The sequence below is a fragment of the Shewanella sp. MF08487 genome, assembly GCF_050848685.1.
Taxonomy (GTDB): domain Bacteria; phylum Pseudomonadota; class Gammaproteobacteria; order Enterobacterales; family Shewanellaceae; genus Shewanella; species Shewanella glacialipiscicola.
Genome location: NZ_JBOZPB010000001.1, coordinates 25,465 through 39,855 on the forward strand (window position 1 = coordinate 25,465; position 14,391 = coordinate 39,855).

At 44.9% G+C, this 14,391-nt stretch carries 10 protein-coding genes and 5 tRNA genes; 13 read left to right on the forward strand and 2 right to left on the reverse strand.

Annotation, left to right across the window (positions count from 1 at the left end; translation table 11 throughout):
* Positions 1–92: 92 nt before the first annotated feature.
* Positions 93–1,241, forward strand: coding sequence for a PLP-dependent cysteine synthase family protein (locus tag ACRN9H_RS00130; RefSeq protein WP_432311938.1), 1,149 nt, complete (start codon positions 93–95; stop codon positions 1,239–1,241).
* 126 nt (positions 1,242–1,367) lie between these two features.
* Here ACRN9H_RS00130 and queE read toward each other — a convergent pair whose 3' ends face one another.
* Positions 1,368–2,036 carry a 7-carboxy-7-deazaguanine synthase QueE gene (queE, locus tag ACRN9H_RS00135; protein WP_432311939.1) on the reverse strand — a complete coding sequence of 223 codons (669 nt, stop codon included), beginning with the start codon at positions 2,034–2,036 and terminating at the stop codon, positions 1,368–1,370.
* A gap of 171 nt (positions 2,037–2,207) precedes the next feature.
* Here queE and queC point away from each other — a divergent pair, with 171 nt between their 5' ends.
* Positions 2,208–2,930, forward strand: a complete 723-nt coding sequence (queC, locus tag ACRN9H_RS00140; RefSeq protein WP_432311940.1) for a 7-cyano-7-deazaguanine synthase QueC — start codon at positions 2,208–2,210, stop codon at positions 2,928–2,930.
* Positions 2,927–3,523, forward strand: coding sequence for a rhombosortase (rrtA, locus tag ACRN9H_RS00145; protein WP_432311941.1), 597 nt, complete (start codon positions 2,927–2,929; stop codon positions 3,521–3,523). Before queC ends, rrtA begins: the two co-directional genes overlap by 4 nt.
* Positions 3,524–3,625: 102 nt before the next feature.
* Here rrtA and uvrB read toward each other — a convergent pair whose 3' ends face one another.
* On the reverse strand, positions 3,626–5,632 hold the full coding sequence (uvrB, locus tag ACRN9H_RS00150) for an excinuclease ABC subunit UvrB (RefSeq protein WP_432311942.1): 2,007 nt from the start codon (positions 5,630–5,632) through the stop codon (positions 3,626–3,628).
* 1,142 nt (positions 5,633–6,774) lie between these two features.
* On the opposite strand from uvrB, the gene ACRN9H_RS00155 reads away from it, so the two are divergent.
* From ACRN9H_RS00155 to rsxD, 10 genes are all read left to right on the forward strand, one after another.
* Positions 6,775–6,850: transfer RNA gene (locus tag ACRN9H_RS00155), tRNA-Asn, on the forward strand.
* 48 nt (positions 6,851–6,898) lie between these two features.
* Positions 6,899–6,974: transfer RNA gene (locus ACRN9H_RS00160), tRNA-Asn, on the forward strand.
* Positions 6,975–7,009: 35 nt separating this feature from the next.
* Positions 7,010–7,085: transfer RNA gene (locus ACRN9H_RS00165), tRNA-Asn, on the forward strand.
* 52 nt (positions 7,086–7,137) lie between these two features.
* Positions 7,138–7,213, forward strand: a tRNA-Asn gene (locus ACRN9H_RS00170).
* 53 nt (positions 7,214–7,266) lie between these two features.
* A tRNA-Asn gene (locus ACRN9H_RS00175) sits at positions 7,267–7,342 on the forward strand.
* A gap of 223 nt (positions 7,343–7,565) precedes the next feature.
* On the forward strand, positions 7,566–9,470 hold the full coding sequence (locus ACRN9H_RS00180) for a bifunctional diguanylate cyclase/phosphodiesterase (protein WP_432311943.1): 1,905 nt from the start codon (positions 7,566–7,568) through the stop codon (positions 9,468–9,470).
* Positions 9,471–9,595: 125 nt separating this feature from the next.
* Complete coding sequence (gene rsxA / locus ACRN9H_RS00185; RefSeq protein ID WP_076500575.1) at positions 9,596–10,174, forward strand: electron transport complex subunit RsxA; 579 nt, start codon at positions 9,596–9,598, stop codon at positions 10,172–10,174.
* Between the two features lies 1 nt (position 10,175).
* Positions 10,176–10,805 carry an electron transport complex subunit RsxB gene (rsxB, locus tag ACRN9H_RS00190; RefSeq protein ID WP_432311944.1) on the forward strand — a complete coding sequence of 210 codons (630 nt, stop codon included), beginning with the start codon at positions 10,176–10,178 and terminating at the stop codon, positions 10,803–10,805.
* Positions 10,799–13,267 carry an electron transport complex subunit RsxC gene (gene rsxC / locus ACRN9H_RS00195; RefSeq protein WP_432311945.1) on the forward strand — a complete coding sequence of 823 codons (2,469 nt, stop codon included), beginning with the start codon at positions 10,799–10,801 and terminating at the stop codon, positions 13,265–13,267. The genes rsxB and rsxC overlap by 7 nt, the downstream gene beginning before the upstream one ends.
* Before the next feature lie 26 nt (positions 13,268–13,293).
* Positions 13,294–14,343 (forward strand): electron transport complex subunit RsxD, encoded by a 1,050-nt coding sequence (gene rsxD, locus ACRN9H_RS00200; protein ID WP_432311946.1) that lies wholly within the window; start codon positions 13,294–13,296, stop codon positions 14,341–14,343.
* Positions 14,344–14,391: the final 48 nt, after the last annotated feature.

Consider the following 14,391-nt stretch of genomic DNA (forward strand, 5'->3'; position numbering starts at 1 on the left):
TTCCTTCTCTTTTATAAATCTCCTTTATGTTTCCGTTTTAATACCCTAATTCAAGAAAACCGCTTTGCCAGTCGCTGTGATATGCTCTAAACATGATTCCTTTCGATGTGACAGAGATAATCAACACGATGCCACTACAACCACACATACGCTCACACAGTGCTCATGTTCTATGCCCAACATGGGAAGCCCATGCAATAGGTAAAATTGAAGCAGATTTTCAGCGCAGCGCCGATACCCACTTGATTAAGCTTGAATTGCCTATGCTCGATGGTATTGATATTTACCTGAAAGATGAAAGTACACATCCTACTGGTAGTTTAAAACACCGCCTCGCCCGCTCACTCTTCCTTTATGCCCTGTGCAACGGCTGGATTAAGCAAGGCACGCCGATTATTGAATCTTCATCGGGCAGCACTGCAATCTCTGAAGCCTATTTTGCCCGCTTACTCGGATTACCCTTTATTGCGGTAATGCCCAAAAGTACCGCTAAAAAGAAGATTGAGCAGATCACTTTCTATGGCGGACAATGTCATTTTGTCGACCATTCCAGTGAGATTTATGCCGAATCTGCACGCCTCGCCGCAGAGCTGGGCGGCCATTACATGGATCAATTCACCTACGCCGAGCGCGCAACCGACTGGCGCGGTAATAACAACATAGCCAATTCCATTTTTAATCAAATGGAGCGTGAGCCTCACACTATTCCACGTTGGATTGTGATGAGCCCCGGCACTGGCGGCACATCGGCGACTATAGGCCGCTATATTCGCTATCAACGTTTAGCGACGCAGCTCTGCGTGGTCGATCCACAAAACTCAGTATTCTTTGATTTTTATCATAACGGCGATGCCAACCTGACCTGTTGTAATGGCAGTAAGATTGAGGGTATTGGTAGACCAAGAGTCGAACCATCGTTTATCCCTGGCGTGGTCGATACTATGCTGCAAATCCCCGACGCAGCGTCGGTAGCGACGATTCACTGGTTAGCGCAACTGATTGGCCGCAAAACGGGCGCATCGACCGGAACTAACCTCTACGGCGCATTACAACTTGCCGTGCAAATGCAAGCGCGTGGAGAACAAGGCTCAATCGTGACCTTGATTTGCGACTCTGGCGAGCGTTACCTTGATACCTATTACGATACAGATTGGATTGCAGCTAATATCGGTGATATCGCGCCTTACGAGCGCCAACTTACAGCATTCAATCATTTAGGACAGTTAGGTGAGCTTGATTAAATGTGTTCGATTTTTCGCCTTGTCTTAGTGCTATTGGACTAAAAGCTCATCGCTAAATATCAACCATAAAAAATGCCCCACGTTGAGTGAGGCATTTTTTATGACTGATATATTAACCTATTGGCATTAATCAATATTCAAATATTTATGAGTTTGAATTGATAAACGCCAATTACGGGCAATACACACCTTCATCGCCAGTTCGGTCGCTCTGGGCTTTTGGCTTATCGGTTGCAGACAAATAGTTTTAGCTGAAATATCGATGTCTTGCAGTAAATTATCCAGTTCAACAATATGATTCTCAGTGGCAATAGGATGCTTAATCTCATTGGCACGGTTCAATGCATGCGTTAATACTTTATAACCGCCCTTCATATTCACCTTGGGTGACACAGTTACCCAAGTGTCATCGGCGCACAACACCTCGAAAGTGCCACTGGTTTCAATTTGAGTAGCAAAACCTTGGCTATGGAGGGTTTGGGTTAAATCACGTAAATCGTACATGCAAGGCTCGCCGCCAGTGATCACGACATGGCGCGCAGTAAAACCCTTGGCATTAAAAGCGGCAATCAGGCTTTGGGCGGTATGTTCAGCCCAGCGACCAATAGTGCCATCTACGGTAATGACTTGCGCTGGTTCAACTTTATTGGCTTCAAGTACATCCCATGTCTGTTTAGTATCGCACCAAGCACATCCCACGGGACAACCTTGTAGGCGAACAAATATAGCGGGCACTCCGGTAAAGACACCTTCACCTTGAATGGTTTCAAATACTTCGTTGACAGGATAATTCATACGGGCATTCCACTTTTATGGGGCGGCATTTATAGTGGATTTTAACTTGTGCTGCAAGTTTTTACGCCTAATAAATCTATTTCGGGTTAACTCACAGAGTGGGCAAGCTCTATGGCCTGAGTTACACTAACGGCCTATTTATGTGTGCTCTACGGTCAAGTGAAATTCTTTATGTCAATAAATTCAGAGTCAAAAAAGTTAATGTCAAAAGCAGTGGTAGTCTTCAGTGGCGGGCAAGATTCGACAACCTGCCTTATTCAAGCCCTAACTCAGTACGATGAAGTACACGGCATCACCTTTGACTATGGCCAACGTCACCGCGAAGAAATTGAAGTCGCTAAATCCTTAGCGGAACATTTGAAAATCACCAGTCACAAAGTCATGGATGTTACCGTGTTGAATGAGTTGGCGATTTCGGCCCTCACCCGTGATGCGATAACTGTTTCACACGAGTTAATGGACAATGGGCTGCCCAATACTTTTGTACCCGGCCGTAATATTTTGTTTTTAACGCTTGCGGGCATTTATGCTTATCAATTGGGGGCTGAGGCGATAATCACAGGTGTGTGTGAAACCGATTTTTCTGGCTACCCAGATTGTCGCAATGATTTTGTCAAAGCGATGGAAAGTGCTTTAGTTCAAGGCATGGATAAACAACTTAAGATCATCACACCATTAATGTGGCTCAACAAAGCGCAAACCTGGGCGATGGCGGATAAGTATCAGCAACTTGATTTAGTGCGTCATCACACGCTCACTTGCTATAACGGCATCATTGGCGATGGTTGTGGTGATTGCCCGGCTTGTCATCTACGTAAACGTGGATTAGAGGACTATCTGCAAAATAAAACCGCAGTGATGGCTGAGCTTAACGCTTTTGAGCCCCAAGCATGACACGTAGTCCCTATTGGCTCGCTCTGGTTATAAGTCTAATTTGCGCTGGCTTATACCTCGTAGGTTTAACAAGCTCTGCTATCGACAATGTACTCGCCTATCAACGCAGTGCTATTAATGACGGTGAATGGTGGCGCTTAGCCAGTGGTAATTTGCTGCACACGAATCAATGGCATCTTTTGATGAATCTAGCTGGGTTATGGGTAGTGCTGTTTTTGCACCATTTTCACTATCACCTCAAAGGTTTAAGTGCGCTATTTTTTATTCTCTGTTTATTTGAAGGCATAGGCTTATATGTGGGTTATCCACAATTGCTCGGCTATGTCGGCTTAAGCGGCATGTTGCATGGCTTATTCGCCTATGGCGCTGTGCAGGATATTGTACGCAAGCTGCGTTCTGGGTATGTGCTACTAGTTGGCGTTATTCTTAAAGTCGGCCACGAACAGCTTTATGGTGCGAGCAGTGACGTCACCGCCATGATAGGCGCGCGCGTGGCAACCGAAGCACATTTAGTCGGCTTAATCTGTGGGTTGATTTGCGCTTTAGTTGTGTTTATTACTCTTAAACTTAATCGTTCAAAAGTCGCGACTTAACCCTATTCAACCGATAACTGATATTTAAAAGCCGTCGTAGCATTAAATGCTAGACGGCTTTTTTAATGGCCAACGTCTTAAATAGTTAACGTAAAAATAAATCTACGCTCTAATCAACAGATCCCGCAGATGTTTTACTTCATCACGCATCGCCGCCGCTTGTTCAAACTCTAAATTACGCGCGTGATCGTGCATTTTCTTTTCGAGCACATCGATTTGATGGCTCAATTCCGTCGCATCGGCTTTGTGGTATTGGGATGTAGACTCTGCCACTTTGCCATAGACCGCCTTACTGTTGCGGCCATCATCCACGTCCATCACATCAGTAATACGTTTAACCACGCCCTTAGGCGTGATGCCAAGTTTTAGATTGTGCGCGCGCTGACGTTCTCGACGTCGGTTCGTTTCACCAATCGCTTTTTCCATTGAATTAGTGATGCGATCGGCATAGAGGATTGCTTTACCGTTGACGTTACGTGCCGCGCGGCCAATGGTTTGAATAAGCGAGCGTTCTGAGCGTAAAAAGCCTTCTTTATCGGCGTCTAAAATACACACCAGAGAGACTTCTGGCATGTCTAAGCCTTCACGCAATAAGTTGATGCCGACCAGCACATCAAACTTGCCAAGCCGTAAATCACGGATAATTTCAACTCGCTCAACGGTGTCGATATCCGAATGCAGATAACGCACTTTAACGCCGTGCTCATCTAAGTATTCGGTTAAATCTTCCGACATACGTTTGGTCAATGTTGTCACTAGCACCCGCTCATTGACGGCAACTCGCTTAGCAATTTCAGATAGTAAATCATCTACTTGTGTGCCAACCGGACGCACTTCTAGTTCTGGATCGAGTAAACCCGTTGGCCGTACCACTTGCTCAGCAATCTCGCCTTGACTCTTTTCAAGCTCATAGACACTGGGCGTTGCCGACACATAAATGGTTTGCGGCATCAATTGCTCGAACTCTTCGAACTTGAGCGGACGATTATCTAATGCTGACGGCAACCTGAAACCGTATTCCACAAGCGTGGTTTTACGTGATCGGTCACCTTTGTACATAGCGCCAATTTGCGGCACAGTGACATGGGACTCATCGATGATAAGCAAACCATCAGCGGGTAAATAATCGAGTAACGTTGGCGGCCCTTCGCCCGGAGCACGGCCAGATAAATAACGTGAGTAGTTTTCAATGCCTGAGCAGTAACCCAACTCCACCATCATTTCTACATCGTATTGCACTCGCTCATGGATACGCTGCGCTTCAATCAACTTATTATTATCAAGTAGATACTGCTTACGCTCACGCAGTTCTTCTTTAATAAACTCAGTAGCTGCGATGATTTTTTCCCGCGGCGTCACATAGTGAGTTTTAGGGTAAACCGTGGTACGAGCAATACGTTTAATAATATGGCCGGTAAGTGGATCAAATTCACTTAAGCGCTCAATCTCATCGTCAAATAGCTCAATACGAATGGCATTACGCTCAGAATCGGCGGGAAAAATATCAATCACTTCACCGCGTACTCGATAAGTACCGCGCTGCAACTCAATATCATTACGTTTATATTGCAACTCACTGAGGCGGATTAAAATATCCCGTTGGCCCATCACATCGCCTTGGCGTAGATGCAGTAACATTTTCAAATAGGAGTCGGGATCGCCCAAGCCATAAATAGCCGACACAGAGGCAATCAATACCACATCTTTACGCTCTAACAGGGCTTTAGTGGCGGATAAGCGCATCTGCTCAATGTGAGCATTAACCGAAGCGTCCTTTTCGATAAAGGTATTTGACGCAGGCACATAGGCTTCTGGTTGATAGTAATCGTAGTAAGAAACAAAATACTCGACCGCATTATGGGGAAAGAACTCTTTCATCTCGCCATAGAGCTGTGCTGCCAAGGTTTTATTGGGCGCCATGATAATCGTGGGGCGGCCTAACTGTTGGATCACATTGGCAATCGTGAAGGTTTTACCTGAGCCGGTTACGCCGAGTAACGTTTGGCAAGCCAGACCCGCCTCGAGGCCGTCGACTAATTTGGCGATAGCGGTAGGTTGGTCGCCTGCGGGGGCGAATTCCGATTCAAGCTGAAAAACAGATTTTGACACGCGCACATATCCTTTTAATGAGTCGCCCTATTCTAATCAAGTCACTCACTAAGCTCCAGTCATTATATGACTTGATGAGAATAGAGTGTTGACGACGAAAGACGCACCACAATACTGTAAAATAATAAATAAGCGGAGAAAATCTGAAAGTTTGTGTCGAAGTAATTTTCTGCTGACTTTGCCCATAAAACACGCATAAACTGAGCAAAAATACCAATTTAATACACAAGAAAGGTATTTTGTTTGATTACAAAACTGCAACCTTATTTAGACCGACAATTAAAAGCGCTTGCTTTTACTATTTAATTGAAAAATAAGAGGTTTAATTTAAAACCCCAAAATAGTGCATTTTAAGTCCGTAGCCCATCCCCCAAGGCTTTGCCGCCCGTTTATTAAGACAACTCACAGGGTTATCCACAGATTTTGTTGATAAGTCGAAATAACCTATAAACCACGCGGGATTGGAGGCTATCATGCTCACCAATCACAGCGGTTCAACATTTGGTAATTTAATTACATTTGATAAACGTGCTTACTTTTATCGATTTCATTTTCGACACATTGGCTGGTCAGTCGCAAGAATGATTAACGGGGATTAATGGCGTGGTAATCATAAAAGCGAGCGAGAATTAACTGCGATAGCAGGGTCGTACTAAAGAATGACATCGTCATGTGCGGATTTTAAGTGTTAAGAGAAGTCCTTAAATTATGTTCGATCGCTAACGTCAATCTGCTAGCGGGCTATTCTTAGAGTATTGATAGTAATAATCCAAAACACCTTTAGCCAAACACCCTTGCCCTGATATGAGTTGCCTCACTCTCAATATGTAAACTCTTGCTAACCCTGTCTAATTAACGGGCTTAAATGATTATTCAACTTATGCTGCTACCGAGCTTACTTTTTAGCTAGCTATTTAAATTTTATAGAAAAAGAAAAGCAAAACTTTAAAATCACTTAGGCTATATCCCGAATTGTTAAGCATTTTTTACACCGAAACGTCGAATTCTGCGCCATGATGCACATTAGATGAGCACTTAACAGCATAATTACACTTTTTTTGGTAACTCGAGTTGACTCGTACAACGGGTCGTTTTACTATGCGCTCCGTTCTCAACGAGTCATTATGACTTTGTGAAACGATTCCCCTGTAGTTCAGTTGGTAGAACGGCGGACTGTTAATCCGTATGTCACTGGTTCGAGTCCAGTCAGGGGAGCCAATTTATATATCGTTGGGTACAACAATTACAATTTGATTTAAGCACAATTCCCCTGTAGTTCAGTTGGTAGAACGGCGGACTGTTAATCCGTATGTCACTGGTTCGAGTCCAGTCAGGGGAGCCACTTAAATAAAATTGTCATTAATACTTTAAAGTCATTCCCCTGTAGTTCAGTTGGTAGAACGGCGGACTGTTAATCCGTATGTCACTGGTTCGAGTCCAGTCAGGGGAGCCATTTTAAAGTAAGATGAAATAGTAAGGAACGATAGTAATATCGCATTTTCGATTCCCCAGTAGTTCAGTCGGTAGAACGGCGGACTGTTAATCCGTATGTCACTGGTTCAAGTCCAGTCTGGGGAGCCATTTTAAAGATGTGTGTCTATAGATAAAAAGTCGATAACGATATCGCACTCAATTCCCCTGTAGTTCAGTTGGTAGAACGGCGGACTGTTAATCCGTATGTCACTGGTTCGAGTCCAGTCAGGGGAGCCATTTATAGCTCCATACCATTCCCCCGCTTTCGCGTATTTTAAATATCTAAACCTTACCTACATTACCTATCATTTTGTTTTTGTTTAAATACAGTTACACTCATTACTGAAAATTAAACAAATCGATGATTTTTTGCTCACGGTTTTTCATACAGATAGCGACTTAAGCACTCTTAGCTTAAACTTGCTCGGTTCAAAATCATCTAAATCTACAACGGATTATTATGACCATATCAAAATCATATCCCATTCTTTTACTAATTATCTTTTTAGGTCTCTTTGCTTGGGTGTACCAGAGCGAAAATAACCAATTGCAGCTTCAGCAGCAGCAACAGCTTGCTAGCTTTAAAACCAGTTTAACCCAATATCAACAATGGCAAGGTAATGGCGCAGAACTGTTTAAAAAACTCGCAGAACATTACCCGTTCCAGTTTTTTCAGTATGTGGATGACACCGATGGCTCACAAAATTACACTGAAGGCAGTTTAGACAACCAAGATGCCCCCCCTTTTTCGAACCTATTTTTAATTGACCTCAGCCATACACAAAAATTAGCGACGGGTCGTTTACAGGTCAAACTCAGTACCAATCAAGCCATAGAGATTGCGATAAGCAATACGTCATCATTCGGTATCATACTGATAGCCAGTTACCTACTGTTGCTCGCTGCGTTTATTATTTTAATGTCCAAGCAGAAGGTTGCGATACGTTATGCTGCTGATTATATTTCAAAAATACCCGACCTAAGTTTTTCGGCAGTCGCATCATCCAAACTCTCTGGTGAACTAAAACCCATTGCAGTATCACTTGAAGAGTGCAGAACTCAACTCAAAACACAAATAGATAAACTCAATCAAGAAAACGAAAAGCTACATAAAACGGCTTATCAAGACACTGTTACAGGTTTTGCTACTCGCCAACGCTTTACCCAAAAGCTAGAAACCATTAGCAATCCCGATATGCCCCAATTGGGCGTAATGGCAATGGTTAAGGCAACAGAGCTTGCGCAAATTAATCAAAAAAAGGGGCGTACAGCAGGTGACGATTATTTGGTAAAAGTCGCAGCCTGCATCCGTAAAGCCTGCAGTAAATATCCTGATGCCGAGTGTTTTCGAGTATCAAGTGCTGATTTTACAGTATTTATTCCTGACGTCATGCTTAAAGATGCGCCTAAGTTTTTAGAGCTATTAAAAAGTTATCTCGATGAATATGTGCAAGTAACTGAGTCAGAATCGGTCGCTCATATCGGTCTAGTCCCTTATCAACAAGGCACCGATGCGGTCAATTTATTAACCATCGCGGATACTGCTGTCAGCATCGCCCAGACATTGGGGCCAAATAGTTTTCATATTCTAGAAAAACTTAATAGTAATGAGCAGTTTGGCGATGACCGCTGGAAAATGACCATCAATGATTTAATCACTCGACGGGCATTGAAATTCTACCAGCAACCGATTCAACCCTGTCGTACCAATGTTGAAGTTTATCGAGAGCTACTGGCACGCTTTTACAACAGTGAAGGTAAGTTTTTACCCACCACTACCGTCATTGCAATGGCCGAACGCCATGGTATGAGTACTGAATTAGATAAATTAGTGGTGATCAGCGCATTAAAAATGCTTAACGATAACCCGGCTATTTCGGGTAATTTCGGCATTAATATCAGTGCGTTTTCAGCCCACCAAGATCTGTTTATCGCTTGGCTAAAAGATATGTTAAATCAACAAAAGCACATAGCATCACGCTTAGTATTTGAGATTAATGAGTCCGGCATGCAATCAAACTTAGGGGCGAGTTATAAATTTGTCCGCGAGGTACACAGTGTTGGTTCACGGGTGTCGATTGAACGCTTTGGCATGAGCTTTACCTCTTTCAAATTCTTCAGTGAAGTGCGCCCTGACTACATTAAACTTGATGGCAGCTACACCTCGAATATTGATGAGGATAGCAATAATAAGTTCTTTGTTCGTATGATGGTAGACGTCGCAAGGCGCATAGGTATTCGCGTTATCGCCACCAGTGTTGAGCGCCAAGAAGAAAAGCTGACGCTCGAGAAAATGCTCGTCGATGGATTGCAAGGCTATTACATCGCCCAGCCACAAGCCATCACAACCACAGATCAGATTTAATACTTCAATGGGTTAATTCATCGCCAAGATTTACAGTAAAGATGTTTAACCCTGCATTCTATATGTTGTTTATACAAACGGAAAAGTCGATAATACCGCTAAGATCCGTTTAGAAAAGTATTGAGATGACTGAATATCTCCTCCTGTTAATCAGTACAGTGCTGGTTAACAATTTCGTTTTAGTGAAATTCTTAGGCCTATGTCCTTTCATGGGGGTCTCCAGTAAATTGGAGTCCGCTATTGGCATGTGTATGGCAACCACATTTGTGCTGACCTTAGCCTCTATTTTGAGTTATCTCGTTAATCAATATTTATTATTACCCTTTGATTTAAGTTACTTACGTACGATGAGCTTTATTTTAGTGATTGCCGTTGTAGTGCAATTTACTGAAATGGTTGTGCAAAAAACCAGTGCGACGCTGCACCGCGCCTTAGGGATTTACCTGCCGCTTATCACCACCAACTGTGCAGTCCTCGGTGTGGCCTTGCTTAACGTCAACGAGAAGCATGATTTTATTCAATCGGCGGTTTATGGTTTTGGTGCTGCGGTGGGTTTCTCCTTAGTGTTAATTCTGTTCTCGGCAATGCGTGAGCGTTTAGCTGCTGCCGATGTGCCCTTACCCTTCAAAGGCGGCGCGATTGCGATGATTACCGCAGGCCTTATGTCCCTCGCTTTTATGGGATTCACAGGATTGGTTAAGTAAGATGTCCGGAATTTTAATTGCAGTTATATTATTAACGCTATTAGCGTTAGTCTTTGGGATCATACTCGGATTTGCCGCCCTTAAATTTAAGGTTGAAGGCAATCCGATTGTCGATGTTCTCGAAGCTATTTTACCGCAAACCCAGTGTGGCCAATGTGGTTATCCGGGTTGTCGCCCTTACGCTGAAGCCATAGCTAACGGTGAAAAAATCAACAAATGCCCTCCGGGTGGCACTGCCACCATGGAAAAACTCGCCAGTTTAATGGGGGTTGATCCCGAGCCACTCAATGCAGAAGCGCAATCTCAAGTTAAAAAGGTCGCCTATATTCGTGAAGACGAATGCATTGGCTGCACTAAATGCATTCAAGCCTGTCCTGTAGATGCCATTATCGGTGCAGGTAAACTCATGCACACCGTACTGACAACCGACTGCACTGGGTGTGATTTATGTGTTGAGCCTTGCCCTGTCGATTGTATTGATATGATCCCAGTGACCCAGAATATTAAAAATTGGGATTGGCGCTTAAATGCGATCCCAGTGACGATGATTCAAGAAGGCACTGCTCAAGATGCTATTGCTAAAGATACGATGGCCCCAAAAGCCCAGTTAGAAGAGGATAAGCGGTGTTAACTTTATTAGATCAATTAGATAAAGGAAACCTTTGGCGCTCACCCGGTGGAATACATCCTCCTGAAGTCAAATTCCTCTCCAATACCACGCCAATTGGGCGACTGCCATTGGCCTCGACGTTTTTAGTGCCCGTCCCTCAAGTGGGCGAAAACTGCACTTTAATCGTCAAGGTTGGCGATAAAGTCTTAAAGGGCGCGCCGTTAACTCAAGGCTCCTCTATTTGGCACTTACCTGTGCACGCGCCAACATCAGGCACGATTGTTACGATTGAGCCAAGAGTGAGTAATCATGCCTCAGCTTTACCCGTTAACACTTGCGTTATTAAAGCCGACGGCAATGATACTTGGTGCGAGCTAGCCCAAAGCGCGCTTGAAAACCTCAACAATCCACAAATGATCGATAAAATTCGCACTGCAGGGATTGCCGGAATGGGCGGCGCGGCGTTTCCAAGCCACATTAAACTCAATCCGGTTAGCGAAATCGATTTGGTCATTATCAATGGCGTTGAATGCGAGCCTTACATCAGCGCCGATGACAGATTAATGCGTGAATACAGCCACGACATTCTCGCCGGAATTGGCATTATCCACCGTTTATTAACGCCAAAACGCATTATTATCGCGATTGAAGACAATAAACCCGAAGCAATAAACGCCATGCAAACCGCGGTGATGCAAAGCACGCTCCCTGCCGGTTGCATACGCGTCACCGTTATTCCGACTAAATATCCTTCTGGCGGCGAAAAACAACTTATACAAATTATCACTGGCCGAGAAGTGCCCTCGGGCGCAATCCCAGCCAAACTCGGCATAGTAGTGCATAACGTGGGTACTGCATTTGCTATTTATCAAGCGGTCACCCAAGGTAAACCCTTGATTGAACGAGTCGTTACTGTAACGGGCAACAATGTAGGTAAACCTGGCAATTACTGGTTACCCATAGGTACACCGGTTGAGCACGTACTCGCCACGACAGCATTTACCCCCGAGCCCGAACAAAAAGTGATTATTGGCGGGCCTATGATGGGTCACGCATTGGCGAATATCCAAGTGCCTATTTTAAAAGGCACCAATTGTATTTTGGTGCCAAGTAGCCAAGAAATTGGGACTACGCCAGAGGAAAAAGCCTGTATTCGTTGCGGCGAATGCGCTATTGCCTGCCCTGCACTCTTATTGCCACAGCAACTCTTTTGGCATGCCAAGTCAGGAGAATACGACAAAGCCGCCAGTTTCAATCTAAAGGATTGTATTGAATGTGGTTGCTGTAGTTACGTCTGCCCAAGTGATATTCCCTTAGTCGAATATTATCGTATTGCAAAATCGGCCCTAAAGCACAGCGCTGATGAAAAACAACAGGCAGAGCGCGCTAAACAACGTTTTGATGCCCGTTTAATGCGCCTTGAAGAAGAAAAAATCGCCCGCGAAACTAAGGCAAAAGAAGCCGCTGAGCGTCGACAAGCGACCATGACTGGCACAGATAAAAATGCTGTCGCTGAAGCGATGGCGCGTATTGCAGCGAAAAAAGCCGCAGCGGCACAATCAGCAACTGAAGATTTGTCGAATGAAGAATCATCGAATCATCAATCAAACGTCACAAGCACTGATACGACAGACGCGCCCAAGGGTAAAGCTGCTGTTGCCGCAGCCATCGCCCGCGCTAAGGCGAAGAAAGCCGCCCAAGTGAATGCAGATGGTGTAGATACAAATAGTGCAGATACAAACAATGTGGTGAATGTTGATGCAAGTGATGAATCCTTCTTAGCAACAGATGCAATCGCGCAAGGAGCACCGTTATCTCAGAAGGACAAAGTCGCCGCGGCCATTGCTCGCGCCAAAGCTAAAAAAGCGGCCCAGCAAGCCAATACCGCGCCGCTTGAAACGACTGACAGTACACCAGAAGCCAGCGCTGCCGATGATAAAAAGGCCAAAGTGGCTGCCGCAGTAGCGCGGGCAAAGGCCAAGAAAGCAGCGCAGCAAGCAGACTCTGAAAACGGTGTAAACCTGACTACAACCTCAGAAACTGAATCCACTGCCAGCGTTCAAACCGCTTTAAATGCCGATGTTGAAACCGTAGTTAATGCAGCAGCTACTGATACTGACGCTAACGATGCTGAAGCGATTAAAAAGGCGAAAGTGGCTGCCGCAGTTGCTCGTGCCAAAGCAAAGAAAGCAGCGGCGTCAGTTGCGGAGCCTAAGTCTGGCTTAGAGGCCGAGTCCACGTCAGTTGACGACATTCAAACTAAAGCTAACGTGGCATCGCCGTCGATAGCAGCAGTTGACGCCGTTGCAGCTAAACCCGAAGCCGTTTTACCATCCGCAGAACAAATTGAAACGGCAGCCTTATCAGGCGATGAGCTTAAAAAAGCACGGATTGCTGCGACTATCGCCAAGGCGAAAGCCAAAAAAGCGGCACTCGCCCAAGAAGCCAACGCTTCGAGCGATTCAAGTGTTGCTAATGATTAAGAATAGAATGATAAAAAGGAATCACGATGGCGTTTAAAATTGCCTCATCACCCCATGTAACGCACAACTTGCATACCTCAACCGTTATGCAACGGGTGATTTTATGTTTACTGCCTGGACTTGTGCTGCAATGTGCCTTTTTTGGCTGGGGCACACTCATCCAAGTGTTACTGGCGATTCTTGTCGCCTTAAGCTGCGAAGCTGCCGTAATGAAACTTCGCCAGCGCAACATCAAAGCAAGCTTAAGCGATAACAGCGCCATGCTCACCGCCATCTTAATTGGTGTCGCTATTCCCCCTCTTGCGCCTTGGTGGATGATAGTGATGGGCGCAGCTTTTGCGATTGTCATTGTGAAGCACCTTTACGGTGGCTTAGGGCATAATCTGTTTAATCCCGCGATGGCGGCTTACGTATTACTTTTAGTGTCTTTCCCACTGCAAATGACGACTTGGGTCGCCCCCAGTAGTGTTGCGCTAAACTCACCAAGTTTTATTGATAGCCTGCAGATTATTTTCAATCTAGGTGCTCACATTGATATTAATCAATTCCGTTTAGGCATTGACGGTACCACCATGGCCACGCCACTTGATACCCTCAAAACCGATTTATCGATGGGATTAACCAGCACTGAAAGCATGACTAAAGCGATTTTTGATGGCAGCACAGGTGTAGGTTGGTTTTGGGTGAATTTAGCCTATCTTGCTGGCGGTTTAGTGCTACTCAAGCTTAAAGCTATCCGTTGGCACATCAGCACTGGCGTGTTATTAGGGCTCTTTGTGGCATCCAGTATCGGCTTTTTACTGTCGCCTGATACCCAAGCCAGCCCACTGATGCATTTATTTTCTGGCGCGACCATGTTAGCGGCGTTTTTTATCGCCACCGATCCTGTCACTGCAGCAACCAGCCCTCGCGGCCGTATTATCTTTGGGGTCTTGATTGGTGTATTGGTGTATATCATTCGTACTAAAGGCGGTTACCCTGACGCCTTTGCTTTTGCCGTATTACTGGCAAACCTGTGTGCGCCCTTTATTGACTATTATGTGCGGCCACGGGCCTATGGCCACTCTGCGGGCTAACGTCATTATCGAAAATGCATGACGGCGTGAGTAACAAGAGTTTAAGGA